This window comes from Pectobacterium carotovorum (assembly GCF_033898505.1).
GTDB classification, from domain to species: domain Bacteria; phylum Pseudomonadota; class Gammaproteobacteria; order Enterobacterales; family Enterobacteriaceae; genus Pectobacterium; species Pectobacterium carotovorum_J.
Genome location: NZ_JAXAFK010000002.1, coordinates 230515 through 257123 on the forward strand (window position 1 = coordinate 230515; position 26609 = coordinate 257123).

The following is a 26609-nucleotide window of genomic DNA, read 5'->3' on the forward strand; positions in this document are numbered from 1 at the left end:
GGGCAGCCACGGCTCAGTTGTCTCAGCAACCTTATGATTCAGGCGGATTTTTATTCGCTCGCGATGTATTCCTGATGTCGCGCCAACTACGCTTATGTCATGTCCTACGACTCCATATGGAGGGTGGCATGGAAACTCCAGAATTTAATGACGTTAAATCAAATGGATATTCGCGCTTGTTTGATTTTCTCTCCGAGGCTGGCGTGACGCTCTACACGGGCGTAACAGGCGGCGGAGTGATTCATTTTGTGAAAAACATTCAGCCGGTTGAATGGTCGGCTCAGGCTAAAGCGGGATTTTTAACACTGTGTGAGTACAGCGCGGGCTTTGTTCCGCTGGGTTATTATCTCGCTAGTGGAAAGCATGCGGCGGCAGTAGCGACCACGGGAGCTGCAACGAAGCTGTTAGGGTGTGGCCTTAGTGACGCCAAGCTGCATGATATTCCGGCTGTTTATCTGGTCGCACTATCGGGGAAGCATACGGAAGGACTCTTACCGTTGCAGGATACGTGGGAACACGGTAGCAACATGGTACAGCAGTTGCGGGCTGAGCTCCCGGACTCGGTTTTTGTTCTCGATAATCCACTGACGCTGAATGAACAATTGAAGTTGGCAAGGGCGCAGTTGGGAAACGCGAAGCCAGTGGTACTGGTGTTGGTGCACCATGCGCTTGTGGAGGCCAACAGCGAGAATCCTCTTGCTCCAGCGTCACTTTCAGTCTCTGCCTGTGACGATCTCGGCGGCTTTGTCGATCGATTCCGTCAGGCGGTTAGGGGAAAGCGCTTGGTAGTGCTGGTCGGGGAGGAGATGGCGCGCTATCCCAACGCGCGTGCGTTGACGACCCAGCTCGCTGTGCAACTGCATGCCGCAACGGTGTGGACGATCAATGGCGCGAACGCCGTCAGCCGAGATAATCCATATGGTTACGGCTATATCGGCTTTGGTGGAAACGACTGTTCAACGGCGCTTTATGCATCGCTGAATGACGATGATGTTCTGCTGGTTCTTGGGGCGAGCCCTGATGAATATTCGGTAAATTTACAGCCTTTTACTGCCGGCGAAACGTTCTACCTAAGCAATATTACGCAGGCTTACGGCCAGATTGAAGGCGGCTTTCAGCACCGGGCTTCGGGACGCTATCACCCTATCCATGGGGCGCTCGATCAATTACTGCTCAGGATGATTGACGCTGCGCAAGCGTGTCCGTTTGCTAACACAGTGGCCGAAACCGCGCCGCGTAATTTGAATGATCAGACTTTCTCTTCCCCGCGCCAGGGCTATGTGAACATGGCGACGCTATATCAGCGTCTGGATAGCTGGTGGCCTGCGGATTCAATAGGGTTTGACGATGTGTGTCTTGCGTATAAAGATCGTCAGTACGTGACGCAGCGTCCTCATCCCCACATTCGTTTTTACTCGTTATATCGTGGTTCGGCGATGGGCGGCGCATTTGGCGCTGCTATTGGCGCAAAACTGGCTCGCCCCGAACACACCGTTTTTTTATTTACCGGTGATGGCTGTTTTCGCCTGTTTTCTGGGGCGCTGGGAGAAGTGCGGGAACTGGGTATTGTCATTTTCTTGCTAAACAATACGAGCCTGGCCATTGTGGCGCAGGGGTTGCCTAAAATCCTGCCTGAGGTCGCGCCAGAGTATTATCATGCTGGTGTGCGTTCTCTCGATTATTGTGCGATCGCTAAGGCCTGTGGCTGGGATGCAAAGTGGCTGCAACCCGACCTTGCTAATTTAGATGATATTCTGATTAGAGCTGGCGAGATTGGGCGTCCTTCTCTACTGATTGAAGTACCGGTTGATGCGCATCAACGGTTGGGGAGTAATCCACGTCTACGGAATCTTTAAGGAGGGGTTATGTCACTTACGCTGCTTGAGAAGATTGACTCGTGTTATCTGGCCTTGAACGGTGCTTTATTGCCTTCTCCTGCTGGTTTGGTCGACCGTTATCGATGGCTACATGAACAGGCGCCGTATAGCGTGTTGGCGCAAGGAACAGGGGACGATCCTCACTTTATTTATGCCAATCGCTTTGCGCTCGACTGCTTCGGGTATAGCAAAGCAGAGATGCTGGCACTACCTTCTCGGCTGAGCGCTGAGGCCTCTTTGCAGCCAGCGCGGCAGCAGTTTCTTGAGAGCGTGTCTCAGCGGGGGATTGCCTATGGCTACACGGGAATCCGGGTCAGGGAAAACGGGCAGACGTTTCCGATTTATGGTGGTGTGGTCTGGCAGTTACGCCATCAGGATGGTGCATCATGGGGAATGGCGGCGCTATTCTGGCGTGAGGAACATCAGCGCCCGGATTGGTTCAGACCTGAATAAGAAATCAGCGTGGATGAGGCCTCATTCCGTCGAACGGTAGCAATTGAATATCATTTTTCGCTGACATGAGTGAAAATCCCGATCGGATTTATGTGTGATGCAGTGTGAAAGAATTCGTTATTAAACTGTTATGCTTTCACAAAAAAATAACCAGGCTATTTCTTATTGATAATATTATTGGTGAATTATTATTCGCTTGTCTCGTGAGGAATATAAATTTCGGATACGTTAGAGAATCTGGTTTTCAATTATTGAATAAAAGTTTCACAAAAAAACAACGCATGATTTCTTATTTTCATTTTTATAAAAATTAAAACCGCGTTCCTAATAACAAAATAACCTAGAGAGATTATCCGATAGACCAATTAACATCTTTATAAGTGCGTAATACCTATGTAAGAATATAACCTTTAATGGTTAGATTGGTAAAAAAATGAACTTTTTTGAACAAACATCTCCATCTCGGAGACGCTATGGATTAGCTGCTTTTATTGGTTTGATTGCAGGTATTGTTTCATCTTTTGTTAAGTGGGGCGCGGAAAATCCGCTTCCTCCACGTAGCCCTACTGATATGTTTACCGGTGCTTGCGCCCCTGAATCACTGATTAGAGCTGCCGAGCAAATTGATTGCTCTCGTAATTTTCTTAACCCTCCCTACATTTTTTTACGCGATTGGCTTGGCGTTGTTGACCCTAATGCGGCTGTTTATACCTTTGCCGGCCACGTATTCAATTGGGTTGGTGTGACGCATATTATTTTCTCTATTGTTTTTGCCGTAGGTTACTGCGTTGTTGCAGAAGTATTTCCTAAAATAAAATTATGGCAAGGTTTGCTGGCTGGTGCGCTGGCTCAATTATTTGTCCACATGATTTCATTCCCATTGATGGGGCTTACGCCATCTCTGTTTGTTCTCCCTTGGTATGAACATGTCTCAGAAATCGTGGGTCACCTAATTTGGTTCTGGTCTATTGAAATTATTCGTCGCGACTTGCGTAATCGAATGACTCATGAGCCGGATCCAGAGATTCCTTTGAATGCTTCACGATAGGCTGTGATTTTATTTTAGATAATGTGAAAGAGTGCGATGCTTATTATTTTAGTGTTGCGCTATTAATTATCAGAAAAATAAGTTAGCGGTGACATAAATTAGCCGTAAACATTGAGGTCTATCCAACGCCTTGAGGCTCTCTCAGGGCGTTTTCATTTCCCTAACCATAAAACGCCTTCGATGGAGAAATGATGGATTCAGGCAGAGGCATAGGTAAAAACAGAAAGTGTCATCTATTCTGTTTCATCGGTCCAAACGTCTTCATATCCTGCTCGATCGATGATGAACTTCGTCCCTTCGGGTAAAAAGAGATACGGTACGACTTCAGGCAACGTGTCTTCTAAGTGGCTGGTGTGAAGGGCCTGATAAAAACCACTCTCGGATGAATACTCGCCACAGTGGATAAACCAGCTTATCGTGCCATTTTCTGGCAATGCGATCCGGGTTCCGTAAATGGGCGAGCTTTGTAAGGTATCTAGCGCAATCGCAACCATTTCTTCTGGAGGATGCTGCGGTAATTGGTACTTATCGCAGGTCTGCTTCTGTCGTGCATTGGGTAGGGTTCGATCTGCTTTTTGCATGATTAGGTCCGCTGTCGTTTTTCGTGCATGCCGGAATGTTCGAAAATACGTTATTTCACCTGAGGGGCTAGCCGTGGGCACCTAGCTATCCAGCCACCAATTTAAAAGCGTTTCGTCTTCATCGTCATCGATATTCTTATAAATGTTCGCGAAGTACCATTGAATGCCTGTTTTTTCGCGAAAGGCGTCGAAAACATCGGCAATCCTATCCATCCCATTTCTGGCAGGCACTGCCAATGATAAGTTGCCCTGATATACGCCGTCTAATGTTCCATTGAGCTGGCTACCCACCTCCTTTTCTAAACTGGCGATATCTTCAGGGGGAAGATAATCGGCATAGATATGAATGCAAAAATTACCGCCCCTGCGCAGCACTTCTGGATGGGCATGTTTATCGTTAATTCGGAAGATATCCCCGCGTGCTAAATTTAACGCAAGGCCGGGAGAAGACAGCAATTCGTAAGTGTCTTTCTCGATTTCTCTGACGGGTAGCACTTCAAAAGTTGGTCCATCGTTATCTGCTACATAGACACGAATTAACATAGGTGAGTGGTTACCACTATTTGAGTCGGTGAAGTAAAATAATGTCCCGATGTTAGCCCAAAAAGAGGCTTGCGTGTCTTTTTTCCGTAAGCACGTTTCACGAGCAGTAGACTTCGGCTATGACCGAGAGACGCGTGTTGATGTATCAATAAATATTTCCCGAAGCGAGGCTTCAATTTCGCCAGGGGTTCCCAATTGTGGCTCGATTCCTATCTCAATGGTTTTTATCTTTTGGCACCAGTTCGTTGTACTTGAGCACGTAAAAATGATGTTGTTTGTCGTAACCAAAACAGCATCAATACCGCCATATCCCGCTACGTTTGGGTTGCCTATCTCAACATAATAGGTGTCTTGACCCAGTTCTTCGTCTTGCTCATCAGGTTCTTCCGCTCGTTGCAAAATGAGAAAATGCTGTGGATCATCTGCACTGTCTGCGAACCCAATCGTCGAAACGCCCTCTTCAGAGGACGAATCATAATAGGTTGCTGGAAATATCACGTTCATGGGTTTCTCCTACCGTTTTCCCTGTGAGGATGAGAAGTTTATCTTTCATCCACATTGCGTTTGGCGAGTCTGGTGACACTTTCATCCGTATTCGACAGCAGTCTTTCCAGAATTTCAACGGGTGTTTCCCTGTTTGTGGTGCTGCGCGTTGACAGTCGCCGAGGTGATGAAATCATTTTTTCCACTATCTGTGGCAATATCGGTATCAGAATAGATAACGATTGATAGAAAAAAGAGTGAATAGGGCGGCTCATGAAAAAAGCGATGATGTTGCTTGATATGCCAATCGTGAATTCGACACTTGGCGATCTCAGAAAACAATTTCAGGAGTTTGATGCAACCGTTTCGTACCAGATTTACCTGACGTGCTGTGATGCGGTAGAGGAATGGAAGTTTTCTGATGGCGACTATTTTGGGCACTTACCTTACAGCGATGAACGTATGGGATTTTCGTCCCCCCGACTGATGAAAAGGAAATATGCCAATGTCGATGAAGCGCGTTGGCTGGGGAAATATTGCGCCGGTTTCTCTGGCGGTCGCCATGTTATTACGATCTCTCCGGGACAGAAGAGCGTTCAAGCGATTCAGGGAACCCTATATAACCGCACTGGCGATGTGTTAGAGATTGCCACTTTGGGTTTTAAGGGAATAGATCGCCCAGAAAGTGCTGAGTCAACATTGCTTGGTTTAGGGAGAATGCTACAACTTGATGATAATGCGAGGATTTATATCGGCGTTGGCATGAGAGAGGCTTTTGCCGTATTTCTTTACCAGTATTCCTCTTCTGGTCGCGTTTTATCCGGTCGAGCCTTTTCCAAAGGATGGCCTGATGAGGATGAATGGTTCTGTCACTACGATAATGACGGGAAACTTATTGAAATAATGTCAGGTGATGTGCCCGTTTGGCGGAAGAAATAAGCCATTTTAAATGGGCTGTTGCTATCGATAATGAAGACGAGAAATGCTGATGTACGATGAATTGATTTTTACCCATGAATCCCATGCGCCTCATGATGCTTATGTCGGCGGTGGGGCTTATTTACCCAGTGAGATATCCTGGCCATTCTCTGCTGATGGAGTCTCCCTCACTCATCTGGCATCTTTTCCCGGAGCGTGGTTTTCATCGTCATTCGTCCCGAAGCACTATTGGATATCTGTATTTATCCCTTACTTGCCGGGAGAGGTTTTTCATTACCGGAAACTTCGTGCGATTGATGGTGATTCTGGGGCGATGGTATTGGGTTATATTCGATCTGAAGAGGAGCGAAACGAAGCCGCTAATCCAATTATCGATCGCGGAAGCATCCATATATCAAGAGGTGCTGATTCAGATGATGAAGAAAATTTAGCCTCCAAACTGGACGGCGTTGATGCCTGGCTACAAGGGCCTATCACATCAAATATAGGGAGGAGAAGACTCTCCATTTATGGAGGCGATCTAGATGCTGCGCTGCCGCGTTATAAAGGAATACTCTCAGATGGTATGGGCTATCTCTTTTTAGATGAGCGTTTCTGGGATAAAACAGCAAATTCGTGTGGCCGATTTTTTCTACAACTTGGCTAACGCCCTGACCAAAATACGAGACGTTTTAATAAGCGAGGAACGATGGGCAGAATACGTGTCATCGGCACATCGATAGAGGTGATTCAAGCCGCAGAACGTGAGCTAGGCCGTAAGTTACCTCTCTCTTTTTCGGACTGGCTTCTGGTGAATAATGGAAGAGCGCTTGGAGCATTAACGATATTTCCAGTATTTGATTCTCGCGACCCGAGAAAAACATGGGAATCAATCGTTCGTCATTTTAAAGAAGGCTGGCAGGCGTGGCTGAGCAATTTTTCCGATACAACACAGGATTTTTCGACTCTTCTGCCTTTTGCGGAGTGTGGTACGGGCGATTATTACTGTTTTGATTACGCCGTATTAGGGAACGCAGGGGAGCCGATTCTTGTTTTATGGTCACATGAAACGGGAGAAGCAACCCAGCAGGCAGATAATTTTGGCGCGTTTCTGACGATGTCTGAGCGGATTGAGTAATGTGTTGAGGTTATAGTTAGGTTCTCGCCTTTTTTTACATTCAGGGTGGGGATCAAAAGTGATGTCTCGGAGTGGGGAGAAAGCCGTATAAAATAGTAAACAGGTTAACTGTGCTTTAACGAAAAGCCTCGCTCAGTTCTACTTCGTCTTCGGTATCCCCATCTTCAAAGCATTTGAAAGATTTCCCGCTTAGCGTTTCTCGCATGAGTGCGTACAGATCGACAGATTTAACGTTAACCTGTAACCACAGTGAGCCATCGTCTTCATCGATCAGACGGATGTCATATTCAGCGCGATTGTTGAGGGATTTGTCTTTCAAATAGACATCACCGTTTTCGGCGCGAATGCAGGCCTCACTGCGTTTAATCGTACTTATTACATGTTGAGCAGTCGAGGCATCATCAAAGACTAATTTGTATTCATAGCTCATGTTCTGAGTGCCCGCAGTTAGGTTCAACTATCTTCATCAGAGCCCTGCCTCAATATTCTTGCCATTCTGGATACGCCATTTATTTTTACCTAAATATCAGGCAGGTCGATATTATTTTGGGAAAGAATCATGGCTATTTTTCCTATAAACTCAACTGGAAGCGTTGTTGGTGTTCCATACATATCCACGATTCCGACCTCTACCGTGGTATCAACAAGGTAAGAGAATGCTTCAATATCCTGAGGTGAAATCGACAGGGTAAGATCTTGCGGTATATCATCTCCCCGGCCATTTAGCGGCAGCAACGCGCCTTTTCTTTCCCATTCAACCAGCCTGCCACTCTCAGGGTAACGATTAAGGTGAACTGTCAACGCGTCGATCGCGGGGTGTTGAATCAATTTTGCGTGGCAATAAGCCTGCAAACAGGCGGAGGCATAGCGTTGCAACTCTCTCGGGGAAAGCCTGGCTATTTTGTTAAAAACGTCTGACATCCTCATTTCCCCTTGGCTATTCCCACAACGTTCAAATTAAACGTTTCTGGCGATAAATTGCAAACTGAACGGTGTAAGACTTATTTCGCGTGTATTAACGGAAGGCTATCTGGCCTAACGATCGGTGATGCGTACTGTTCAAACGTTTCTTTCATTAGGCATGATAAAAAAGCCGCGGTCTTGGAAAAGTCATAGTCTTGGAAAAGTCATGATCTTGGAAAGGTTATAGTTCGTCACCGACTATCTGCCCTGAAATAGCCAAGTTAAGCGTCTCAGTGAATGATGGTGCAATTGGCTTAATCTCTCTTGGGTCAAGATCGCCAACGTTCACGCTCGCGAATGTCGGTATCTCTGTGAAGCGATGATCGAGTAAAAAACAGATTGATCCGCCGTCTGAACCAATGGCGAGAACCTTATCGCCTAAATAGTGATTAATTTTATAATCCAGATTTGCGCTCACAATCTGTGTTGACGGCCATAGCGATAGATAAACATGTGAAATTTTCCCTTCTCCGCCATCAGACCATTTCATGAATTCTTTATAATCAGGAGGTAAAACCAGCTTCGTACTGCTTTCGATAACATCCCACACCGCGTCAGATGCCCCCATACGGCAATGCCAATGCGGCGTAATGGAAAGGATACACTGTGCGATGTTCATTTATTATCCATAGAATAGTTCACCCAAAAGGGGCGGCCGCCAATATAGGGATGATCCTTATCAGGATTGCCTTCTACAAAAACCAACTCATTGAACATCGTTATTCCCTCGTCTTCCCAATGGCATTAACCAGCAAGACTATCATTGATATAGCTATTGAGTTCTGGATATTCATCCAAAAACTCATTACTGCGAATGAAGTCGTCTAGTGACTTATATTTTTTGGCCGCGAAAATGATAGCATTGATTTTTCCATCGTTTTCAGAATTGATAATCCGCCCGATTATCATCAATGGCTACTCCTCGCCAAGGATCGGTCATTCGTATTGTTCAAGTTCTTCTTTAATGGCGTGCAATAAGGCTGTTGGGGGGATGAAAAAACCGTGTTCACTTGGCGTGGGGAAAATTTGACATATTCTGCCATCGTTCTGCATTCCTGGAAGCCAATGCGATAGAAATGCGTTTAGCTCAATTGCTTTTGCTGTGAATCCCGCCCATTCACCATGAGCGCACAGTGTGGCAAAACTTTCCTCAGGCCAGAAGGGAATAGCCAGATTCTGACCGGATATCGCGGTTGCCCAGCCCTCATTAAATAATCCCCAGATAACTTCAAAATCAGTAATCTTACGGATAAAGTAATCACACCTTTCTTGCGAGTCTAAACGATAAATATTTTCAATTTTTTTAGGGTGCGCGCTCATCATTATTTAAATCATTTCCTCATCGAAATGCCACCGCATTATCCCACAGAACGATGTTCTCAGCGAAAGCCCGGTCTGTTCTCAGAGCGGTCAGTTCGTTCACATACAGTGGATCATTTTTTATCTTTTCTTCGTCATCATCACTCAACATAACCGCTTTTCCTTCCTTCTCGTTGCGTAAAAAATGTTGAGCCGCCATGTAATCATAAGCGTCAATAATCGATGATTCAGCTGCCTCTAAGCTTGTCTTTCCCTCAGAGAAGAACATGAGGAAATCTGAAAAGGCATACAGATATAAGTTGCTGAAAATCTCGTCACTATTCGCCTCCTGTTCATCCACCACAGCAACATCGATAGCTTCAAGTGCTGGATTAATATTTATGTATTGAGTTTCTGAGGCAAGGTAGGCCCAAAGATTGTCCGTAAGTAAGACAACCTCTTTTGGCAAAGTTATGCCCACCGATTGAAGTACATTGCCCAATCTGTCAAATGCTTTTAATAGTACGAAGAAAGAGCTCCTTTCTACATTTTCCATTATTAGTCCTTATTATTTGAGGGCGTTAACCGATGAGGCTGGATTGGCACCATGATTAATAATGGCGTATTCAGAAAGGCAGCATATAGGGAGGGATGCCGTAATATCAACGACTCAGCGTATTTTTCCGAGCTGTTGTCATCACGTTCGGTACTCGCCTTGATGATACTGAACGCAATGCTAAGGCGCTTACGCGGCCATGCCTAACCCGACAATATTCGCCGCCAGAATAATGACCATAGCGCCGAGAATCAGCATGCGTAACCCCTTGTTTTATTTTGTGGTAAGCCTGTATTCGGCTCTGAATGTAGAGTGCTGTGTATGATTGTTGCCAGACCTGCTGGCGCCAGACAGTGTAGGAAGGTGAAACAGGGCGAACCTTCAGATGCGTGCCATGAGGATTGGGAGAGCGGCATCGGTTTGAAGGTAGGAGCAGGCAGGATCACAAAACGCAGAATTTATCTCTGGGGCACGGTGGGGAAGTGCATTCTGTAAAGGTAGCATTTTGCTCAAGAATTGATTAACACCACAGCAGGACTTTTCGCTATGATTTCCCTCTTTTCCACCTGCATATAGTGAGTTATGGAACGTTTTATTGAGAATCTGATGTATTCATCGCGCTGGCTGCTTGCCCCTGTTTATCTCGGGCTGTCGCTCGGATTGCTGGCGCTGGCGATCAAGTTTTTCCAGGAGGTGTTCCACGTCCTGCCCAACATCCTGGATATCGCTGAAGCGGATTTGGTGCTGGTACTGCTGTCACTGATCGATATGACGCTGGTCGGCGGGTTGTTGGTGATGGTGATGTTGTCCGGTTACGAGAACTTTGTCTCGGCGCTGGATATCTCCCAAGGCAGAGAAAAGCTGAACTGGCTCGGTAAGATGGACTCCGGCTCGCTGAAAAATAAAGTGGCTGCCTCGATTGTCGCTATCTCGTCTATCCACCTGCTGCGTGTGTTCATGGATGCCCGCAATATCCCGGATAACAAATTGATGTGGTACGTGATTATCCATTTGACGTTTGTGCTGTCTGCACTTGTCATGGGGTATCTGGATCGCATGTCGCGTTACGAGAAAAGCAAAACGGCATAATGAACGCCGCACGGTTTGCGTAGCCAGAAGAAAAAACCGATCCTATTGTTAATGAAGTGATTTTATCAACACACTTTGTTTAACGGAGGATACGATGCCGCAAACCGATCAAATTAACCGCCGTGTGGTTCTGGCTCAGCGCCCGCACGGCGAGCCGAAACAAGATACTTTTCGTCTGGAACAGCAGGCCATTCCGCAGGTCGATACGGGGCATATCCTGCTGCGTACGGTGTTCCTTTCCCTTGACCCTTATATGCGTGGCCGCATGAGCGACGCCCCTTCTTATGCCAAACCCGTCGAACTGAATGACGTGATGGTCGGTGGGACAATCAGCCGCGTGGTGGAATCAAAGCACCCGGATTATCAGACCGGTGACTGGGTGCTGTCCTTCAGCGGCTGGCAGGATTATGCGATTTCCGACGGCAAAGGATTAACGAATCTGGGTCAGTCGCCGACGAATCCTTCCTACGCATTGGGCGTGCTGGGTATGCCGGGCTTCACCGCGTATATGGGGCTGACGGATATCGGTCAGCCGAAAACGGGTGAAACGCTGGTGGTCGCTGCCGCGACCGGCCCGGTCGGTGCGACGGTTGGTCAGATCGGGAAATTGAAAGGCTGCCGGGTTGTTGGCGTGGCAGGTGGGGCGGAGAAATGCCGCTACGCGGTTGAAGTTCTGGGGTTTGACGTTTGCCTCGATCACCGGGCGGATGATTTTGCAGAACAGCTGAAACAAGCCTGCCCGCAGGGAATCGATATTTACTTTGAAAACGTCGGTGGGAAAGTCTTTGATGCCGTGCTGCCGTTGTTGAATACCTCGGCGCGTATTCCCGTGTGCGGGTTAGTCTCCGGCTACAATGCAACAGGGCTGCCAGATGGGCCAGACCGCTTACCGCTGCTGATGGGGACTATCCTGAAGAAACGTATTCGGATGCAGGGATTCATTATCTTTGATGATTATGGCCACCGTTTCGATGAGTTCTGGAAGGATGTGTCGCCGTGGGTGGAGGAAGGTAAGATCAAATACCGCGAAGAGATTGTCGACGGATTGGAAAATGCACCCGAAGCCTTTATCGGCCTGCTACACGGTCGTAACTTCGGCAAATTAGTAGTCAGAGTCGGACCCGACGCCTGATACATCGGACTCGCCGCTGTGGCGGCGAGTTTTGCGCTAGACAGAGTGTGTTACCAGTACGGGCAGATAGTCACGCGTGTATAGAAACTGCCTGAGTAATACATGAGAATAACAAGGTAGGTAATTATTCTTGGTGGTGTTCGTTTAACCAAAAGAAAAGGGATAGACAAAGGAATGATAATAAAATTTGAAAAACTATCAGCATAGCTTCTCGGGTTTTCACAAAAATTTTTAAGTGAGCTGTCACCAAATAGCCATTCATATTCGATTGATGAAAAAGCATGAATTAAAAAAAGACATAGGACAGAATAAGTATAAAAATAGATATTATATATGTGATTTTTACTAATCATGCTTTCAAATTCCTTTTTTAATTTTTATGAAAAATGAATGTTACTATTTAATAAATGAGATATCAATCGTTCTATTTTTATCATCTTGTATTAGATTAACCTCATCATGTCCTTTTACCCATACTTCACTTATATTTCCGTAACTCCATGGGATGCTTTTGGTTTTTTTAAATCCAATCGTCTCTATGTATTTTATCAATTCAGCTTTACGCTCAGGCATTGGGTTATAAAAAATTACGCCATTGGTTAATCGCTGCGTGCCATCTGGTGAGTAATAGTAAAATTCGTAGTTGTCAGAAATAATAGGTATGTCTTTTACTTCATCTAGGGTTAAAGTATAATGTGTAAAATAATCATCTTCTTTGTAGTGGTAGCTTTCTTCGTAGAATAAGCCTGCGGAAATAATAAATACGCCAATTGAGAAAAATAGTAAAAATATTGCTTTTATTAAGTCACTATATTTAAATTTCAACATATTATTGTCTTTTTTATTCAACTCGTCAATTTTATTGGTTTATATTTTACTCAAAATAAACTAATTTGGACAAAGACTGATTCGTGTATAAAAACGGTATGAATGATATCCGAGGATGATAAGGTAAGTAATGATTCTAGGTAGGCTTCTTTTAAAAATGAAAAAAGGGATAGATAAAGGAACGATAATGATACTGAAAAAGCCATCAGCATCGGCTTCCGGCACTTCACAGAAATCTGCAACTGAGTCGCCATCTATCATCCATTCATATTCGATAGTAGAAAAAGCATTGATTAAAAAAAGGCATAACGCAGAATAGGCATAAAAATAGACATGATAGAGGAATTTTTTTGCTCGTGACATTGATATTTCTCCTGGCTGCATGTTTATCCTATGGTTTCTGCATAACAGTTGTACTGCTATAAAGCAATTTTGTTACTTTTTCACGATGATTTAGCATTGTTCTACCGTACGATGTCCAGTCCCTTTCTTTCTTAGCACTTTTTTCTGCATTTATCGATCGAATAAAGTCACTGTGTCTACGTTCAATACCTCTGTTGTAGCGTGAACCCGCCAGGATGAACTGCTCGTCGGTTAAGTTCAACGTGTCAGTGCCGGGGTAATCATAATTTATTAACTCGTAAAGGTGGCGTGCAACCATAGTAAGATTGAAATTATCTTTATTTAGACAAACCGAGATGTACATTGCTTCAGCATTTTTCAATTCACTGGGGTTTTTATCAAAAATCTCGGCAACCACCCTAATTTGCATAGCAATAATACCTATTGATGTTTTCTCAGGAGGTGGTGTAGCTGTCTCTTGGTTTGTCCAGTTACTATAGGTATGCTTAGACTGCCTGTAAAATAAAACTGGATATTTAAGATAGTCAATCATTCCTCCTGCTTCGGTATGAGCGACCAAAGCAAGGAGCGTTGCTGGAATTTTATACTGCCTGGCAATTTCTTTTATTTTCTCTTTATGGAAAATAATATAACTATCCTTGTATTTGTTTAAATAGTCAGCTCCGCCAAACGTTTTCCACCAAGCGAAGTCAATAGGCGACCAGCGTGGGTAGTTCTTTCCCCAATCGGAAAAACTCAGGTCGCATTCGTTGATAATTTCATTGATCTTATTCATGGTTTATCAGTACATATTCTCAGTCAATATGCTGTACCCCGATGTACCTGCAATATTGTGTTGGCAGGTAATGCTTTCATAACGCAGGCTCAGGGTTTCAAATGGCTGCATATCGTTATGTGTCAATGAGTTGGGATTCTGATTAGAGAGGTTGACAATAGACGCATCCCTTAATGTGATTGTCATGTAGTTCTCTTGCGTCCCGCTGGCGGAGGTACGGTAATACCTCAATTCAACTTCCATTAGCTCATTGTTGGCGATGCTGGTTAGCAAGAGTGGTGTAGATTTATCAACGACTTTGGTTACGGAAAAGGGATGATGATTGACGTGTCGATCTCTTGATAAGTCGTAATTCGTTGCATAAACAAAAATCTCATCTTCGTGACCAGATATATGTTTATTTCCTACCGAGTCGATACTTAAGCATCCTTCAGAGATCAACCCCTGAATTTTTCCGGTGATCTTCATGAAAATAGAATTAGCCATTCGTGTAACTCCCTGTTAAACAATCCTTGTTGGGAAAGTTATAACGTAAATCTTGATTGAATAGAAGAAGAACTCGAAGGTTTAATAATAAATATGACTTCAGTTATGTCACCATCCTGAAAGAAATTAATATAATCGTTTGTTTTCTATAGGCAATATTGGTTAATATGAATTTAGTTATATTGCTAATTATATTAAAAGAGTAAAATAAATATCCGAGAGACGCTGATTAAATAAAGGTGTGTAGTTAAATGCGTTATGTGTTTAATTAAATCGATGTGCTATTGATATCTCGCCGCTGGCACGGCGAGATGTATTATTTATTCAGGTTTTACTATTTCCCGACGCTAAGCCAGTCTGGGAGATCGTGTAATCCCATTGCCTGACGTACCAGCGTGGGTTTAATGCCTGGCAGTTTATCCGCCAGCACCAGACCGACATCGCGCAGTAGCTTTTTCGCCGGATTGTCACCGTCAAACAGTTCGCGGAACCCCTGCATACTGGCGAGCATCACCGCGGCGCTGTGTTTGCGGCGGCGCTCATAGCGTCGCAGGTAAAGATGTTGCCCGATGTCTTTGCCCTGCGCCTGTAAACGCTTCAGCTCCGCAATCAGCTCGGCGACATCCATGAAGCCCAGATTGACGCCTTGTCCTGCCAGCGGATGAATGGTGTGCGCCGCGTCGCCGACCAGCACCAGTCGGTGTGCTGCGAAACTGCGAGCGTAGCGTCCGGTCAGCGGGAGAGTCTGGCGTTCGCTTTCCAGCTCACACAGCCCCAGTCGCATATCAAACGCCATGGCGACCTGACGATTGAATTCTTCTACAGGCAGGTTCTGCATCGCCTGAGCCTGTTCCGGCGAAAGCGACCAGACAATCGAACAAAGGTGAGGCTCGTCCAGCGGCAAGAACGCCAGAATACCGTCGCCGTGAAATGCCTGACGCGCGACAGATTGATGGGGCTGTTCGGTACGAATGTTGGCGACCAGCGCGTGATGGCCGTAATCCCAAAAGGTCAGCGGAATATCCGCATGCTGACGTAGCCAAGAGTGCGCGCCATCCGCACCCACCACCAGCCGGGCGGTCAGCATGCTGTCGTCCTGCAAGGTAATAAAGGCTTCGTTCTCGCCCCAGGCGACCTGTTTTAGCGATGCGGGAGAGAGCAGGGTGATGTCGCTTAACTGAGAGGCGCGTTGCCACAGAACCTGCTGAATCACCGGATTTTCAATGATATGCCCAAGATGGGAAAAGCCGAATTCTTCACCGCTAAAGCTGATTTTACCGAAGCTGTCTTTATCCCATACCTGCATATCGTTGTAAGGACTGACGCGTTGCGCCACGAGGTTTTCCCAGACGCCGATATGGCGCAGGAGACATTCACTGGCGGCATTGATGGCGGAGACGCGCAGGGCATGGTCTTTCCCGAGCGGCTGAGGTTCGGCCGCCTGTTTCTCCAGCACGGCGATACGCAGGCCGCTGCCCTGTAAGCCGCAGGCCAGCGCCAGACCGACCATACCGCCACCGGCAATAACCACGTCGAATGATTGCATTTCCGTATTTTCCTGTTGGCGAGCTTAATTAACGTTCTACCCAGCCCAGCGTGCGACGGGCAAAGGCGTCGCGCATCAGCGGCAGGTTATTCATGGCGATGAGGCCCAGATTGCGGCTAACGGCCAGCGTGGCATAGCGGTTGGCGAATAGCCTGACCAGCCCATCGGTGATCGCCACTGTGGCGTGTTGATCGGGCACGCGCCGCTGCTGATAGCGGTCGAGCACCGTGTACTGGCCGAGATCCTGCTGATTTTTTGCTGCCTCGACGAGGGTTTCTGCCAGCGACATCACATCGCGAATCCCCAGATTAAAGCCTTGTCCGGCAATCGGGTGCAGCGTTTGTGCCGCGTTACCCACCAGCGCCAGCCGATGGCTAATATGCTGGCTGGCCGTGAGTAAGCGCAGCGGGTAGCTGTGGCGTTCGCCGATGTGAGTGAACCGCCCCAGACGCCAGCCAAAAGCCTGCTGTAGCTGCTGGCAAAATTCAGCCTCGCTCCATCCATCGACCTCATGTTGACGGTGTTTATCATGGCACCAGACGAGTGAGCAACGACCGTTACTCATCGGCAAGAGCGCCAGCGGGCCGTGCGGGGTAAACCGCTCGAACGCGCGGCCGAGATGAGGTTCGGCCGTCGTCACATTGGCGATCGTCGCGATCTGATCATAATCATGCTGCTGCCATTGAATGCCGCAAGACTGCGACAGCATGGAGCGCGAACCGTCGGCGGCAACCAGCAGTTGACCTGCTAGCTCGGTGCCGTCGTCCAGCGTTAGCGTCGCGTTATCCTGCGTCCGCGTGACGGCAACCACTTTGGCCGGGCAGTGCAGGCGCACACCTGGGGCCTGTTGCAGCAGGGAAAACAGGCGTTGTCCGACGTCGTGCAGTTCAACTACATGACCTAAGGCCTGAACGTGATAGTCCGAGGCTTTCAGGTTCACCACACTAGCGTGCCCGCGTTCGCTGACGTGAATATCGGTTATCGCCGTTGCATTGCCTGAGAGCGCTTGCCAGATGCCTAGCGTTGCTAGCTGCTGGCGTGTACCTTCAGACAAGGCGATGGCGCGTGCGTCAAAGCCTGGATGTTCCTTGTCGAGCGGCGAATGTGCCTCGATAAGATCGACCGGGATTGTGCCCTGTGAAAGCCGAGAGATCGCCAGCGCCAGCGTCGCGCCCGCCATTCCGCCACCAACAATCATGACCGCCATGCTGTTGTCCTTTGCAATTATGCCGTTGCCCTTTGAAAGCGCTGCTTAGCGTTGCTTATCATGCTGCTGCGCCATGAGCGCTTCAATGTCATCGGCGTCTTTAACTACGCCAGCCGTCAGGTTTTCGTTGCCGTTTTCGGTGATCACGATGTTATCTTCGATACGCACGCCGATTCCCCGGTACTGCGGCGGCACTTTGGCATCGGGCGCGATGTAAAGACCGGGCTCAATGGTCAGTACCATACCCGGCTCAAGCGGACGGCCTCGATCTGTCGTGCCGTAATCACCCACGTCGTGCACGTCCAGACCCAGCCAGTGGCTGAGGCCGTGCATGAAGAACTGGCGATGTGCCTGCTCGGCAATCAGCTCTTCCACTTCACCTTTCAGCACGCCGAGTTTGATGAGTCCGCTGACCATAATGCGCACCACTTCTTCGTTTACTTCACGGATGCTGCGACCTGGGCCAAACAGTTCCAGCGCACGCAGCTGTGAGCGCAGCACGAGGTCGTAAATGGCGCGCTGCGGCGCGGTAAACTTGCCGTTGACGGGGAAGGTACGGGTAATATCGCCGGCATAACTTTTGTATTCACAGCCCGCGTCAATCAGCACCAGATCGCCGTCGCACATTTGCGTTTCGTTTTCGGTGTAATGCAGGATGCAGGCGTTCTCACCGCTGCCGACGATCGTGTTGTAAGACGGGTAGCGTGCGCCGTGGCGGGTAAATTCGTGGTGAATTTCGCCTTCAAGCTGATATTCATACATGCCGGGACGGCATTTTTGCATGGCGCGCGTGTGGGCCAGTGCCGTAATTTCACAGGCGCGGCGCATTACGCTGATTTCCGCAGGCGATTTGAACAGGCGCATCTCATGTACCCACGGACGCCAGTCGGTCAGCGTGGCGGGGGCAGCAAACCCCTGACGGGTGCCGTTGCGTAAAGTGTCCAGCGCGGCGAAGACCAGCTTGTCGGCATAATCGTACTGTCCTTGCGCGTGATACACCACGTCCAGACCATTCAATAATAGGTGCAGCTGTGCGCCAATTTCGCCAAACGGCAGGGCGCGATCAACGCCGAGCTTGGCGGGTGCCGCTTCCTGACCAAGACGGCGACCAAACCAGATCTCGGCCGTCAGATCGCGTACGCGGTTGAAGATCACGCTGTGATGATGCTTGGCATCGCTTTTTACCAGCAGCAGAACGGCTTCTGGTTCGTTGAATCCCGTGAAATACCAGAAATCACTATTTTGACGATAAGGATAGTCACTGTCGGCATTGCGCTGCGCTTCCGGCGCGGCAAAAATAATCGCCGCGCTGCCCGGTGCCATTTTTTCCAACAGACCCTGACGACGACGAAGAAATTCTTGTGGGTTCATCACCTGCTCCTGAAAATAGTCCGTGCGGTTGCCTTTCCCTTCCGCTCTGAATGAGGCATGCCTTTCTACGTTATTTAGTGCAGCGTTGGTTTTTGCTGTTCGGGCGCAGTCACAACGCGTTGGCTGGTAAATTCGGTATGGCATAAAATGGCAGAAACGCGAACATACTCAATCACTTCTTCCAGTGATTGCTCCAGCTCTTCCTGGTCTTCATCTTCGTCGTAGCCCAGTTGTGCGATGTTGCGTAAATCTTCGATGGCTTCTTTCAGTTCGCCTTTGGCTTTGTTCAACTGCGGCTGAACCACGCCCAGCCCGAGCAGGAAGTGGTTGACCCAGCCTGCCAGCGCGTCGGCGCGATCGAAGACACTCACTTCATCCAGTGAGTCGTCAGGCAGGAAAAGCTGGAACAGAAAGCCATCATCTTCCAGTGCTTCACGCGTGGCCTGGTACAGGTCCTGAAGCGGCTGCGACAGCGTTTGGGTAAACGCCATGCCTTCGTTAGTCAGTTCAAAAACCAGCGTTCTCCAACTGTCGTCATGGTTTCCACCACACAGCATCCCACTGATCAAACCGTGCATTTCTGCTGCGGTCAGCGCGACCTGCTGTTGGTGAAGCAGTTGGTCAAGGCCTTCATAGGCGGGAAACGTATTCTCTATAGACATGCGGATTCGTCATCGTTGGCTGGATTGGTTCGTGCTATGCTACCACCAAGCTCCCTTTCGATTCCAGAAAGGGCTTGTATCTTAGATCTCGGCTATATATAGTTGCGCCCGCTTTAACGAGCCCGATGTAACGGGTAATGCTCATGCTATGTGGCACGCGGGCGTAAGAACGACAAAAGGCAGGAAGGTGGTATGTCTGCACAACCAGTAGATATTCAAATTTTTGGCCGTTCGTTAAGAGTGAATTGCCCGCCAGAACAACAGGATGCGTTGAATCAGGCAGCGGAAGATCTTAACCAGCGGTTGCAAGATCTTAAAGTTCGCACTAGAGTCACAAACACTGAGCAACTGGTGTTTATTGCCGCGCTGAATGTGTGCCATGAACTGGCGCAGGAGCGGGGTAAAACCCGTGATTATGCGTCGAATATGGAACAGCGTATTCGTATGTTACAGCAGACCATCGAACAGGCATTGCTGGAACAAGGGCGGATCACAGAACGCCAGGGTGCGCAATTTGAATAACGTCGTATTTTGACAAAAGTACGGTGTTTTTACGCGATAAGACGTGCTAAGGTTTATCGCGAGTAACGAATAAAATTTCTCTGAGATGTTTGTCAGCGGGCCAGTCCCCTGAGCCGATATTTCATACCAACAGAATGTAATGCTCTGCGGTTGGTGAGCACGCTCGGTTCGTCCGAGAAGCCTTAAGACTGCGACGTTATGTTCACCTTGAACCAAGGGTTCAAGGGTTACAGCCTGCGGCGGCATCTCGGAGATTCCCTTTCTTTTATTATTCTTGACCCGTGGCGAATGCAGCCCATGTCATCTTCTGATTCATCGACACTTCCCGATACGACACCTTCTTCTACGGCATCATCACGTCAGCAGATTCGTCAGGCTGTGCGGCAAAATCGGCGTTTACTGACGCCAGAGCAGCAGGCGTTATTTGCACTGCAGGCTTGTGAACGCGTCATGACACACCCGACAATCATGCGGGCAGATAGCGTGGCGGTATTTTTGTCTTTTGATGGCGAACTGGATACTTCCCCGCTGATTCAACAGCTGTGGCAGCAGGGGAAGCGTGTTTATTTACCGGTTCTGCATCCATTTCGCGCCGGGCATCTGCTGTTCCTGCGCTATGCGCCGGACACCGAGCTGGTACGCAATCGTCTGAAGATTATGGAGCCGCGTCTGGACGTGCGTCAGGTGCTGCCGTTACCGCAACTGGACATTCTGCTGACGCCGCTGGTGGCGTTTGATCATCAAGGGCAGCGGCTGGGTATGGGCGGCGGTTTTTACGACCGTACGTTGCAGTATCGCAAGCAGATGTCTCATGGGCCTTATCCGATCGGCCTGGCCCATGATTGTCAGCAGGTTGACGCACTGCCAGTGGAAAGCTGGGATATTCCGCTGCCGGAAATTATTACCCCCTCTCGCCATTGGCAGTGGAGTACGCGCTAGCCCTTTATCGATTCAGGCGAACGATCGTGGCCCAACATCTGCTGTACCAACTCTACACAGTGCAGGAAGCGCGAGTCGTAGTCCGACTCTTTGATGTAAACGTACGGGATATTATTGTTAGCCAGCATCGTTTTCAGCAGGTTCTGGAACTCCGAACGGGCTGTGGTGCTGCCTAAACTGCGCAGTCCGTCGGCCACCCACGGCGTGTTGTTTTCCAGCAAAATCACCAGATCGAAGCGGTATTCGTCGATCAGCGCCTGAACGAACGGGTGTTCACGTCCCTCATATTTCTTGCAGAACGCTTGCGTGGTGACGAAGTCGGTGTCGATAAAGGCCACTTTATTGGCGTATTTGACGGCAAAATCAATGTACTGCGCCTGACCCAACGCGATCTTGTCGTAGTCGGAATATTGCAGCGCCATCTCGTCGCCCCCCAGATGAGAGAACACGTAATCGCGGCCATATTCCCAGGCGCTGGTGGTGTTGAAGATATTGGCCAGTTTATTCACCAGCGTGGATTTGCCGCTGGATTCACCACCAAGAATGGCAACCGTGCGCACAAAGAACGGTTTCACCTCAGTCGGGATATAGTCCCAATAGCGGAAGGGATCGTGACGAATCTGCGAACCGCTGATGTTCATAAAGGAGCGCTGTGGGTCGATCAGGACGGCCTCAATGCCCAGATGCTCACGGTATTGCGGGGCATCCTGTTCTTCGCTGGTGTAGACGAAATTGGGCGTGATGCTTTTTTCCTGCATGAACGCCTGAATCCCTTTACTCCACACATCCCAGCCGTGCGGGTAAGGCTCCATTCCTTGCTCATTAAAGGCATGGATATGAATGTTTTTCTGATACTTAAAGGTCTGTAAGAGCCAGCGCAGGCGGTCACTGACGGTCGGCTGCTGCGACATCGAACTGTTCTCAAACAGCAGACGGTCGCGTGGTTCGTCGTAACCTAAAATCACATGCAGTTCATCGACCTGGCTGCAGGCGCGCTGAATCAGATAAATGTGGCCAGTGTGTAGCGGATAGAACTTGCCGAAGACGACGCCAATACTCTTTTCGTAGCGCGGGAATTCCAGCTCAAGAAAGCGATGCAGCGCTTCAAGTTTCTGTGCGCTAGGGCTTTTGATTTTGGCATTAAGTAATTGACTGAGATAGCCTTTGGTCATATCGGTCGCATCGGCAACCTGCTGTAGGGTGCAACCCTTCTGCCGGATGGCGGATTTCAGGTAATCAAATGATGACATGGTGCAGCACTCTTGTTTAGCTTACTAAACAAAGTACCACAAAACACGGCAACCTCCGCTACTCTTTCACACCGCAGTTAGCTCAGGGCGAACCGGGGAAAAGGCAGCAGAGGGCTGTCTGGGGTCCGTTTAGAGATCGTCGAGGATTGCCAGAGCGTCAGCCAGCTTTTTCACGCCGAACACCTGCATACTGGCAGGGGCTTTCTTCGGCATATTGGCATGAGGAACGATGGCGCGTTTGAAGCCGTGTTTAGCGGCTTCGGTAATCCGCTCTTGTCCGCTAGGAACCGGGCGGATTTCGCCCGCCAGACCGACTTCACCGAAGATGACGAGATCCTGCGGCAGCGGGCGGTCGCGGAAGCTGGAGACCAGCGATAACAGCAGCGCTAGGTCGGCACTGGTTTCGGTGACTTTGACGCCGCCGACGACATTCACGAATACATCCTGATCCGACATCTGCAAGCCGCCGTGGCGATGCAGCACTGCTAACAGGATGGCTAGGCGGTTTTGCTCCAGCCCGACCGCCACGCGGCGCGGGTTGGACATCATCGATTGATCCACCAGCGCCTGAATTTCGACCAGCAGCGGGCGCGTGCCTTCCCACACCACCATCACGGAACTACCGGACGTCACTTCGTCCCCGCGACTGAGGAAAATCGCCGATGGATTGCTGACCTCGCGTAGCCCTTGTTCTGTCATCGCGAACACGCCCAGCTCGTTAACGGCACCGAAACGGTTTTTATGGCTGCGCAGGGTGCGGAAACGGGAATCGGCATCGCCGTCCAGCAGCACGGAGCAGTCGATGCAGTGTTCCAATACTTTCGGTCCAGCGAGCGAACCATCTTTGGTGACGTGGCCGACCATCACGATGGCGACGCCGCGCGTTTTGGCGAAGCGCGTCAGGTAGGCGGCGGTTTCACGCACCTGCGCGACGCTGCCGGGAGACGATTGAATATCGGCGAGATGCATGACCTGAATAGAGTCGATCACCATTAGCTTCGGCTGTTCCTGCTCGGCAATCAGGCAAATCTGTTCGATGCTGGTTTCCGACAGCATATTGAGATTCTGGGTAGGCAGATTAAGGCGGTGTGCCCGCATCGCCACCTGCTGCAATGATTCTTCCCCGGTGACGTACAGGGTTTTCATATTTTCTGACAGCTTGCAGAGCGTTTGCAGCAGCAGGGTACTTTTACCCGCGCCGGGGTTGCCGCCGATCAGAATCGCGCTGCCGGGAACGACGCCGCCGCCCAGAACGCGGTCAAACTCCAGAAAGCCAGTAGAAAAACGGGGCAGGGCTTCAAGGCTGATTTCCGAAAGCTTTTGTACCCGGCTGACGCCTGCACTCTCACCCGCATAGCCAGTGAGACGGTCGGAACGTGATACGGAGGCCGAGGCCAGACGAACTTCGGTAATGGTGTTCCAGGCATGGCAGGCGCTGCACTGCCCTTGCCAGCGCGGGTAGTCAGCTCCGCATTCATTACATACAAACGCCCGTTTGACGGCTTTTGCCACGTATCACCTCCAACTGATTAACGCTTTTCGTGTCTCATACTGCCGCTGAGAATGCACAGCACTCCCGTCAGATCGGCATGACGAATAGTCACCGCAGATTGTTCATTGACCTTCGGTTTGGCGTGATAGGCAATGCCTAAGCTGGCTGCCTTGATCATCGGCAGATCGTTCGCGCCGTCACCAATCGCAACGGTCTGATGCATGGGGATTTCCAGCTTTTCCGCCAGCTGTTGCAGCGTGGTCGCTTTATGTTTTGCATCGACAATTGTACCGACGACTTCGCCAGTCAGCTTACCGTCTTGCATGCCTAATTCGTTGGCAACGGCGGCCACCAGTCCTAGCTCATCACGCAAATAATCGGCAAAGTAGGTAAACCCGCCCGACGCAATGGCGACGTGCCAGCCAGCTTCCTGAAGCTGGCTAACCATATTACGCAGGCCCGGCATCAGCGGCAGCGTTTTCCGCACCGTCTGTAAGATATTGGCGTCGGCACCTTTTAATGTCCCCACGCGCTGGCGCAGGCTGGCAGCGAAATCCAGCTCGCCGCGCATCGCGCGTTCAGTGACTTCAGCGACCAATTCGCCCGTGCCCGCCAGCTTGGCGATTTCATCAATACATTCGATCTGAATCGCGGTGGAATCCATGTCCATGACCAGCAAACCCGGCGAACGCAGCGTCGGTGCGTTACGCATGGCCGCGACATCGATGCCTAGCTCGTGTGCCAGCTTGGTAGCGCGTGGCGTCAGCGTGCCTGCTAAACGCACGACCTGATAATCGCCCACATTCCAGGCGCTCACGATAACCATTGCGCTGCCCAGTTTACGCTGGTAGCGAGAAATCAGGTTTTTATCGAGGACGTCGCTATAAATAAGCCAGCCGGTGTCGCCAGCGCGATAGTCAAGCGGCATCACTTCATCACCGCTCAGTGATAATGGCAGTCCCGGCCAACAGTTGATCTCATCAGGGAGATCACGATAGGTCAGACTATTCGACATGGAGAACATCCTCTGCTGGCAGTAGTGCGATAAAGTCGTGCGATAAAGAGGGATGTGGCGTCGACCAAACATATCCCTCCAAAAACTGGGCAACAAGCTATCCTATCGTCGGCGCTTCTGGCAACATGAAAGTATCCAAAACGTGTAAGGATTATCATGGTTCGCGCCCGGGTGAAATTTCGTCTACACCGCACGGCAATTGTGCTGATTTGCCTCGCCCTGCTGGTGGTATTAATGCAAGGGGCGTCCTATTTCAGTTTGAGTCACCAGATGGCGCGATCTGAACAGGTTGAAGATCTGGCGCGCACGCTGTCCAGACAGGTGGCTTACAGCCTTTCTCCGCTGATGGGCAGCGTGGATGATAATAGCCAAAAGATTAATACCATTCTCAAACAACTTACCGATCATAGCCGTATTCTGGATGCTGGCGTGTATCAGCAGGACGGCTCGCTGGTGGCGCATGTCGGTGAGCAGGTACAACTGCGAGATCGACTGGCGTTGGACGGCAATCGGGTTGGTAGCTACTTTAACCATCAACTGGTGCAGCCGATTGAGGGGAAAGAAGGGCCTATCGGCTTCCTGCGTATCACCTTAGATACCCATGTATTGGCGACCGAAGCCAGACAAGTGGATAACACCACCAATATTCTGCGTCTGATGATTTTGCTGTCGCTGGCTATCGGCATCATTCTGACCCGAACGCTGTTGCAGAATCGTCGTACCCGCTGGCAACAATCGCCTTACTTTCTTACGGCGAGTACCCCAGTGAAAGAAGAAGGGGACGAGACAGAGAGCGACACGCGGCCGAGCGATAGCACGGCAGTGAAAAAGGATGAAGAAGAAAAAGCCTGACGGCCACCCCGTACAAACGTCGTGTTTGTACGGAGGGCGACGTGGCTATTTCAACGCGAGCTGAAACCCTAACCAGTGATTATAGAATTCACTGACGATTGAGTTGTATTCGCTCTTGGTATAGCGATCGAAATCAGAGGAAGCAATATAGTCGCGGAAGCTACCGAACCAGGCAGAAACATCGGTTGAGGCCGCACGCGAGAAAATTTGCTGGCGTTGAAGTTGGGTTGCTGACGTGCCTTCCGCGTTTTTCTGTAGTTCCAGAAACGTGGCGCTAGCCTTATCGGTGTCTCCCGCGTCGACGCTGCGCTGATACTCATCTTGCAGAATATTTTTTTCCAGATTACTCAAGGCGTCAGACTGGTACTGGATGAAATTTTGAATGTCACGATCGGCGTTTTCATGGTAGTTGCTGTCCACGTAGCGGTTTTTGAGTTCTTCCAGCTTTGCGGCTTTTAGCGTGATTTCGATGCTATCGGTGGTGTAGCTCCACAATGTCACGCTGGATGGCTTAGATAGCGCCTGATGAACCAGACCGACAAAGGCTTCTTTACTGATGCCGCTGTCCTCTTTGAGGTGATTTGACCAGAGCTCAAGGGCCATTTCGTTTGTGCCGATGTTATCAACGGATAGCTTGATGCCTGGGTTAGGTGGCGTGCTGGTATTGCTTTGTAGTATCAGATTTCGATTTTTAAGTATCTCAGCCTGAAGTGCATTCTGCTCTATTTCGCTCAGATTTGAGCGCGGAGCGTTTGCCACATTTTCTTTCAAGCGTGCCATCGCTTCCGCAGAAATTTTTATATTGTTGGGGAAGGCGACCGTCTTTCCCGTAATCGGATCGACGATTTGTACGCTATCTGCCGTGGTGGACTCTGTCGTTGCCGTGTGCTGTGTTGACGATAAAGGTATCGCGGTGCTTTGGGCCTGAGAATTGCTATAACCCGTATTATTTACAGACAAGCTCATACTCTCTCCTTCAGTGCGATCAAGTGGTTAAATATTAACCTGAATATTATCGGCAAGGACAGATGGTAACTTTATAAATGATTTATTCCGTTATTATTACTTGTGACGTGGCGCTGAGGTTTGGTAAGTAAAGACGCTGCTTTGCTGTTTATGCCATCACCGATTGTGTCTGCACGTTAAATCAGGGAAAATGCTCGGCTACAGTTTATTTCCGCTTTGCCTGACGATCTGCCATCGGTGTGTTGTTGACTTGAT

Annotated in this window: 33 protein-coding genes and 1 other RNA gene; 13 read left to right on the plus strand and 21 right to left on the minus strand. The window is 49.2% G+C overall.

The genetic code is table 11. The features are described 5' to 3' along the window. Window positions 1-128: 128 nt before the first annotated feature. The 3 genes from R9X49_RS13030 to R9X49_RS13040 all read left to right on the plus strand — a co-directional run bounded on the left by R9X49_RS13030 (window position 129) and on the right by R9X49_RS13040 (window position 3378). Complete coding sequence (locus R9X49_RS13030) at window positions 129-1856, plus strand: thiamine pyrophosphate-dependent enzyme (protein WP_319848812.1); 1728 nt, start codon at window positions 129-131, stop codon at window positions 1854-1856. 9 nt (window positions 1857-1865) lie between these two features. Next, the gene (locus R9X49_RS13035) at window positions 1866-2330 is read left to right on the plus strand and encodes an MEKHLA domain-containing protein (RefSeq protein ID WP_319848813.1); all 465 of its coding nucleotides are present in this window, start codon (window positions 1866-1868) and stop codon (window positions 2328-2330) included. 433 nt (window positions 2331-2763) lie between these two features. Then, window positions 2764-3378 (plus strand): YagU family protein, encoded by a 615-nt coding sequence (locus tag R9X49_RS13040; RefSeq protein WP_319848814.1) that lies wholly within the window; start codon window positions 2764-2766, stop codon window positions 3376-3378. 233 nt (window positions 3379-3611) lie between these two features. On the opposite strand, the gene R9X49_RS13045 is transcribed toward R9X49_RS13040, so the two are convergent. The 3 genes from R9X49_RS13045 to R9X49_RS13055 all read right to left on the minus strand — a co-directional run bounded on the left by R9X49_RS13045 (window position 3612) and on the right by R9X49_RS13055 (window position 5006). Next, entirely contained in the window at window positions 3612-3959 is a 348-nt protein-coding gene (locus R9X49_RS13045) for a hypothetical protein (protein ID WP_319848815.1), read from the minus strand. A gap of 81 nt (window positions 3960-4040) precedes the next feature. Further along, window positions 4041-4502, minus strand: a complete 462-nt coding sequence (locus R9X49_RS13050) for a DUF4265 domain-containing protein (protein ID WP_319848816.1) — start codon at window positions 4500-4502, stop codon at window positions 4041-4043. A gap of 117 nt (window positions 4503-4619) precedes the next feature. After that, window positions 4620-5006, minus strand: a complete 387-nt coding sequence (locus tag R9X49_RS13055; protein WP_319848817.1) for an Imm10 family immunity protein — start codon at window positions 5004-5006, stop codon at window positions 4620-4622. A 72-nt stretch (window positions 5007-5078) separates the two neighbouring features. On the opposite strand from R9X49_RS13055, the gene R9X49_RS13060 reads away from it, so the two are divergent. Genes R9X49_RS13060 through R9X49_RS13075 form a run of 4 tightly spaced genes read left to right on the plus strand, consistent with a single transcriptional unit; the run spans window position 5079 to window position 7041 of the window. Next, window positions 5079-5231, plus strand: a complete 153-nt coding sequence (locus R9X49_RS13060) for a hypothetical protein (protein ID WP_319848819.1) — start codon at window positions 5079-5081, stop codon at window positions 5229-5231. A gap of 27 nt (window positions 5232-5258) precedes the next feature. Beyond that, window positions 5259-5924, plus strand: a complete 666-nt coding sequence (locus R9X49_RS13065; protein WP_319848820.1) for a hypothetical protein — start codon at window positions 5259-5261, stop codon at window positions 5922-5924. 49 nt (window positions 5925-5973) lie between these two features. Further along, complete coding sequence (locus tag R9X49_RS13070) at window positions 5974-6570, plus strand: hypothetical protein (protein ID WP_319848821.1); 597 nt, start codon at window positions 5974-5976, stop codon at window positions 6568-6570. Between the two features lie 42 nt (window positions 6571-6612). Then, a complete protein-coding gene (locus R9X49_RS13075) occupies window positions 6613-7041 on the plus strand; it encodes an SMI1/KNR4 family protein (RefSeq protein WP_319848822.1) in 429 nt (142 codons plus the stop codon). A gap of 115 nt (window positions 7042-7156) precedes the next feature. On the opposite strand, the gene R9X49_RS13080 is transcribed toward R9X49_RS13075, so the two are convergent. The 5 genes from R9X49_RS13080 to R9X49_RS13100 form a co-directional block, all read right to left on the minus strand. Then, window positions 7157-7471, minus strand: coding sequence for a hypothetical protein (locus R9X49_RS13080; RefSeq protein ID WP_319848823.1), 315 nt, complete (start codon window positions 7469-7471; stop codon window positions 7157-7159). Window positions 7472-7560: 89 nt separating this feature from the next. Further along, window positions 7561-7962: a hypothetical protein gene (locus R9X49_RS13085; RefSeq protein WP_319848824.1), complete on the minus strand. Its 402-nt coding sequence runs from the start codon at window positions 7960-7962 to the stop codon at window positions 7561-7563. A 223-nt stretch (window positions 7963-8185) separates the two neighbouring features. Further along, window positions 8186-8623, minus strand: coding sequence for an SMI1/KNR4 family protein (locus R9X49_RS13090; RefSeq protein WP_319848825.1), 438 nt, complete (start codon window positions 8621-8623; stop codon window positions 8186-8188). 317 nt (window positions 8624-8940) lie between these two features. Next, the gene (locus R9X49_RS13095; RefSeq protein WP_319848826.1) at window positions 8941-9327 is read right to left on the minus strand and encodes a DUF2750 domain-containing protein; all 387 of its coding nucleotides are present in this window, start codon (window positions 9325-9327) and stop codon (window positions 8941-8943) included. 16 nt (window positions 9328-9343) lie between these two features. Next, window positions 9344-9859 (minus strand): hypothetical protein, encoded by a 516-nt coding sequence (locus tag R9X49_RS13100; RefSeq protein ID WP_319848827.1) that lies wholly within the window; start codon window positions 9857-9859, stop codon window positions 9344-9346. A 582-nt stretch (window positions 9860-10441) separates the two neighbouring features. Here R9X49_RS13100 and R9X49_RS13105 point away from each other — a divergent pair. Then, window positions 10442-10948: a TIGR00645 family protein gene (locus tag R9X49_RS13105; protein WP_319848828.1), complete on the plus strand. Its 507-nt coding sequence runs from the start codon at window positions 10442-10444 to the stop codon at window positions 10946-10948. Window positions 10949-11042: 94 nt separating this feature from the next. Continuing rightward, a complete protein-coding gene (locus R9X49_RS13110) occupies window positions 11043-12080 on the plus strand; it encodes an NADP-dependent oxidoreductase (RefSeq protein ID WP_319848829.1) in 1038 nt (345 codons plus the stop codon). A gap of 50 nt (window positions 12081-12130) precedes the next feature. Here the strand turns inward: R9X49_RS13110 and R9X49_RS13115 are convergent, their stop codons facing one another. The 9 genes from R9X49_RS13115 to R9X49_RS13155 all read right to left on the minus strand — a co-directional run bounded on the left by R9X49_RS13115 (window position 12131) and on the right by R9X49_RS13155 (window position 19318). Beyond that, window positions 12131-12433, minus strand: a complete 303-nt coding sequence (locus R9X49_RS13115) for a DUF2645 family protein (protein ID WP_319848830.1) — start codon at window positions 12431-12433, stop codon at window positions 12131-12133. 43 nt (window positions 12434-12476) lie between these two features. Further along, on the minus strand, window positions 12477-12908 hold the full coding sequence (locus R9X49_RS13120; RefSeq protein ID WP_319848831.1) for a hypothetical protein: 432 nt from the start codon (window positions 12906-12908) through the stop codon (window positions 12477-12479). 60 nt (window positions 12909-12968) lie between these two features. Further along, the gene (locus R9X49_RS13125; protein ID WP_319848832.1) at window positions 12969-13271 is read right to left on the minus strand and encodes a DUF2645 family protein; all 303 of its coding nucleotides are present in this window, start codon (window positions 13269-13271) and stop codon (window positions 12969-12971) included. 28 nt (window positions 13272-13299) lie between these two features. Beyond that, window positions 13300-14046: a hypothetical protein gene (locus tag R9X49_RS13130; protein WP_319848833.1), complete on the minus strand. Its 747-nt coding sequence runs from the start codon at window positions 14044-14046 to the stop codon at window positions 13300-13302. Between the two features lie 6 nt (window positions 14047-14052). Next, the gene (locus tag R9X49_RS13135) at window positions 14053-14532 is read right to left on the minus strand and encodes an Hcp family type VI secretion system effector (RefSeq protein ID WP_039510171.1); all 480 of its coding nucleotides are present in this window, start codon (window positions 14530-14532) and stop codon (window positions 14053-14055) included. A 334-nt stretch (window positions 14533-14866) separates the two neighbouring features. Next, complete coding sequence (gene ubiI / locus R9X49_RS13140; protein ID WP_319848834.1) at window positions 14867-16078, minus strand: FAD-dependent 2-octaprenylphenol hydroxylase; 1212 nt, start codon at window positions 16076-16078, stop codon at window positions 14867-14869. A gap of 28 nt (window positions 16079-16106) precedes the next feature. After that, a complete protein-coding gene (gene ubiH, locus R9X49_RS13145; protein WP_319848835.1) occupies window positions 16107-17285 on the minus strand; it encodes a 2-octaprenyl-6-methoxyphenyl hydroxylase in 1179 nt (392 codons plus the stop codon). Between the two features lie 45 nt (window positions 17286-17330). Further along, on the minus strand, window positions 17331-18656 hold the full coding sequence (pepP, locus tag R9X49_RS13150; protein WP_319848837.1) for a Xaa-Pro aminopeptidase: 1326 nt from the start codon (window positions 18654-18656) through the stop codon (window positions 17331-17333). Between the two features lie 74 nt (window positions 18657-18730). Beyond that, a complete protein-coding gene (locus R9X49_RS13155; protein ID WP_319848838.1) occupies window positions 18731-19318 on the minus strand; it encodes a YecA family protein in 588 nt (195 codons plus the stop codon). A 192-nt stretch (window positions 19319-19510) separates the two neighbouring features. Here R9X49_RS13155 and zapA point away from each other — a divergent pair, with 192 nt between their 5' ends. The 3 genes from zapA to R9X49_RS13170 all read left to right on the plus strand — a co-directional run bounded on the left by zapA (window position 19511) and on the right by R9X49_RS13170 (window position 20779). Beyond that, a complete protein-coding gene (gene zapA / locus R9X49_RS13160) occupies window positions 19511-19840 on the plus strand; it encodes a cell division protein ZapA (protein WP_012773157.1) in 330 nt (109 codons plus the stop codon). Between the two features lie 74 nt (window positions 19841-19914). After that, a non-coding RNA gene (gene ssrS / locus R9X49_RS13165) (6S RNA) lies at window positions 19915-20098 on the plus strand. Window positions 20099-20137: 39 nt separating this feature from the next. After that, window positions 20138-20779, plus strand: coding sequence for a 5-formyltetrahydrofolate cyclo-ligase (locus R9X49_RS13170; protein ID WP_319848839.1), 642 nt, complete (start codon window positions 20138-20140; stop codon window positions 20777-20779). On the opposite strand, the gene nadR is transcribed toward R9X49_RS13170, so the two are convergent. From nadR to serB, 3 genes are all read right to left on the minus strand, one after another. Beyond that, a complete protein-coding gene (gene nadR / locus R9X49_RS13175) occupies window positions 20776-22029 on the minus strand; it encodes a multifunctional transcriptional regulator/nicotinamide-nucleotide adenylyltransferase/ribosylnicotinamide kinase NadR (RefSeq protein WP_319848840.1) in 1254 nt (417 codons plus the stop codon). The genes R9X49_RS13170 and nadR overlap by 4 nt on opposite strands. A 129-nt stretch (window positions 22030-22158) precedes the next feature. After that, on the minus strand, window positions 22159-23541 hold the full coding sequence (gene radA / locus R9X49_RS13180; protein WP_319848841.1) for a DNA repair protein RadA: 1383 nt from the start codon (window positions 23539-23541) through the stop codon (window positions 22159-22161). Window positions 23542-23558: 17 nt separating this feature from the next. Beyond that, complete coding sequence (serB, locus tag R9X49_RS13185; RefSeq protein WP_319848842.1) at window positions 23559-24536, minus strand: phosphoserine phosphatase; 978 nt, start codon at window positions 24534-24536, stop codon at window positions 23559-23561. A 156-nt stretch (window positions 24537-24692) separates the two neighbouring features. On the opposite strand from serB, the gene R9X49_RS13190 reads away from it, so the two are divergent. Further along, the gene (locus R9X49_RS13190; protein WP_319848843.1) at window positions 24693-25388 is read left to right on the plus strand and encodes a YtjB family periplasmic protein; all 696 of its coding nucleotides are present in this window, start codon (window positions 24693-24695) and stop codon (window positions 25386-25388) included. 45 nt (window positions 25389-25433) lie between these two features. Here R9X49_RS13190 and R9X49_RS13195 read toward each other — a convergent pair whose 3' ends face one another. Next, window positions 25434-26354 carry a hypothetical protein gene (locus tag R9X49_RS13195; RefSeq protein ID WP_319848844.1) on the minus strand — a complete coding sequence of 307 codons (921 nt, stop codon included), beginning with the start codon at window positions 26352-26354 and terminating at the stop codon, window positions 25434-25436. Window positions 26355-26609: the final 255 nt, after the last annotated feature.

What these genes read in the sequence shown, in the direction of transcription:
- R9X49_RS13030 (WP_319848812.1), top strand. Translation starts at nt 129, where the DNA reads ATGGAAACTCCAGAATTTAATGACGTTAAATCAAATGGATATTCGCGC.
- R9X49_RS13035 (WP_319848813.1), top strand. Translation starts at nt 1,866, where the DNA reads ATGTCACTTACGCTGCTTGAGAAGATTGACTCGTGTTATCTGGCCTTG.
- R9X49_RS13040 (WP_319848814.1), top strand. Translation starts at nt 2,764, where the DNA reads ATGAACTTTTTTGAACAAACATCTCCATCTCGGAGACGCTATGGATTA.
- R9X49_RS13045 (WP_319848815.1), bottom strand. Translation starts at nt 3,959, where the DNA reads ATGCAAAAAGCAGATCGAACCCTACCCAATGCACGACAGAAGCAGACC.
- R9X49_RS13050 (WP_319848816.1), bottom strand. Translation starts at nt 4,502, where the DNA reads ATGTTAATTCGTGTCTATGTAGCAGATAACGATGGACCAACTTTTGAA.
- R9X49_RS13055 (WP_319848817.1), bottom strand. Translation starts at nt 5,006, where the DNA reads ATGAACGTGATATTTCCAGCAACCTATTATGATTCGTCCTCTGAAGAG.
- R9X49_RS13065 (WP_319848820.1), top strand. Translation starts at nt 5,259, where the DNA reads ATGAAAAAAGCGATGATGTTGCTTGATATGCCAATCGTGAATTCGACA.
- R9X49_RS13070 (WP_319848821.1), top strand. Translation starts at nt 5,974, where the DNA reads ATGTACGATGAATTGATTTTTACCCATGAATCCCATGCGCCTCATGAT.
- R9X49_RS13075 (WP_319848822.1), top strand. Translation starts at nt 6,613, where the DNA reads ATGGGCAGAATACGTGTCATCGGCACATCGATAGAGGTGATTCAAGCC.
- R9X49_RS13080 (WP_319848823.1), bottom strand. Translation starts at nt 7,471, where the DNA reads ATGAGCTATGAATACAAATTAGTCTTTGATGATGCCTCGACTGCTCAA.
- R9X49_RS13085 (WP_319848824.1), bottom strand. Translation starts at nt 7,962, where the DNA reads ATGTCAGACGTTTTTAACAAAATAGCCAGGCTTTCCCCGAGAGAGTTG.
- R9X49_RS13090 (WP_319848825.1), bottom strand. Translation starts at nt 8,623, where the DNA reads ATGAACATCGCACAGTGTATCCTTTCCATTACGCCGCATTGGCATTGC.
- R9X49_RS13095 (WP_319848826.1), bottom strand. Translation starts at nt 9,327, where the DNA reads ATGATGAGCGCGCACCCTAAAAAAATTGAAAATATTTATCGTTTAGAC.
- R9X49_RS13100 (WP_319848827.1), bottom strand. Translation starts at nt 9,859, where the DNA reads ATGGAAAATGTAGAAAGGAGCTCTTTCTTCGTACTATTAAAAGCATTT.
- R9X49_RS13105 (WP_319848828.1), top strand. Translation starts at nt 10,442, where the DNA reads ATGGAACGTTTTATTGAGAATCTGATGTATTCATCGCGCTGGCTGCTT.
- R9X49_RS13110 (WP_319848829.1), top strand. Translation starts at nt 11,043, where the DNA reads ATGCCGCAAACCGATCAAATTAACCGCCGTGTGGTTCTGGCTCAGCGC.
- R9X49_RS13115 (WP_319848830.1), bottom strand. Translation starts at nt 12,433, where the DNA reads ATGATTAGTAAAAATCACATATATAATATCTATTTTTATACTTATTCT.
- R9X49_RS13120 (WP_319848831.1), bottom strand. Translation starts at nt 12,908, where the DNA reads ATGTTGAAATTTAAATATAGTGACTTAATAAAAGCAATATTTTTACTA.
- R9X49_RS13125 (WP_319848832.1), bottom strand. Translation starts at nt 13,271, where the DNA reads ATGTCACGAGCAAAAAAATTCCTCTATCATGTCTATTTTTATGCCTAT.
- R9X49_RS13130 (WP_319848833.1), bottom strand. Translation starts at nt 14,046, where the DNA reads ATGAATAAGATCAATGAAATTATCAACGAATGCGACCTGAGTTTTTCC.
- R9X49_RS13135 (WP_039510171.1), bottom strand. Translation starts at nt 14,532, where the DNA reads ATGGCTAATTCTATTTTCATGAAGATCACCGGAAAAATTCAGGGGTTG.
- ubiI (WP_319848834.1), bottom strand. Translation starts at nt 16,078, where the DNA reads ATGCAATCATTCGACGTGGTTATTGCCGGTGGCGGTATGGTCGGTCTG.
- ubiH (WP_319848835.1), bottom strand. Translation starts at nt 17,285, where the DNA reads ATGGCGGTCATGATTGTTGGTGGCGGAATGGCGGGCGCGACGCTGGCG.
- pepP (WP_319848837.1), bottom strand. Translation starts at nt 18,656, where the DNA reads ATGAACCCACAAGAATTTCTTCGTCGTCGTCAGGGTCTGTTGGAAAAA.
- R9X49_RS13155 (WP_319848838.1), bottom strand. Translation starts at nt 19,318, where the DNA reads ATGTCTATAGAGAATACGTTTCCCGCCTATGAAGGCCTTGACCAACTG.
- zapA (WP_012773157.1), top strand. Translation starts at nt 19,511, where the DNA reads ATGTCTGCACAACCAGTAGATATTCAAATTTTTGGCCGTTCGTTAAGA.
- R9X49_RS13170 (WP_319848839.1), top strand. Translation starts at nt 20,138, where the DNA reads ATGTCATCTTCTGATTCATCGACACTTCCCGATACGACACCTTCTTCT.
- nadR (WP_319848840.1), bottom strand. Translation starts at nt 22,029, where the DNA reads ATGTCATCATTTGATTACCTGAAATCCGCCATCCGGCAGAAGGGTTGC.
- serB (WP_319848842.1), bottom strand. Translation starts at nt 24,536, where the DNA reads ATGTCGAATAGTCTGACCTATCGTGATCTCCCTGATGAGATCAACTGT.
- R9X49_RS13190 (WP_319848843.1), top strand. Translation starts at nt 24,693, where the DNA reads ATGGTTCGCGCCCGGGTGAAATTTCGTCTACACCGCACGGCAATTGTG.
- R9X49_RS13195 (WP_319848844.1), bottom strand. Translation starts at nt 26,354, where the DNA reads ATGAGCTTGTCTGTAAATAATACGGGTTATAGCAATTCTCAGGCCCAA.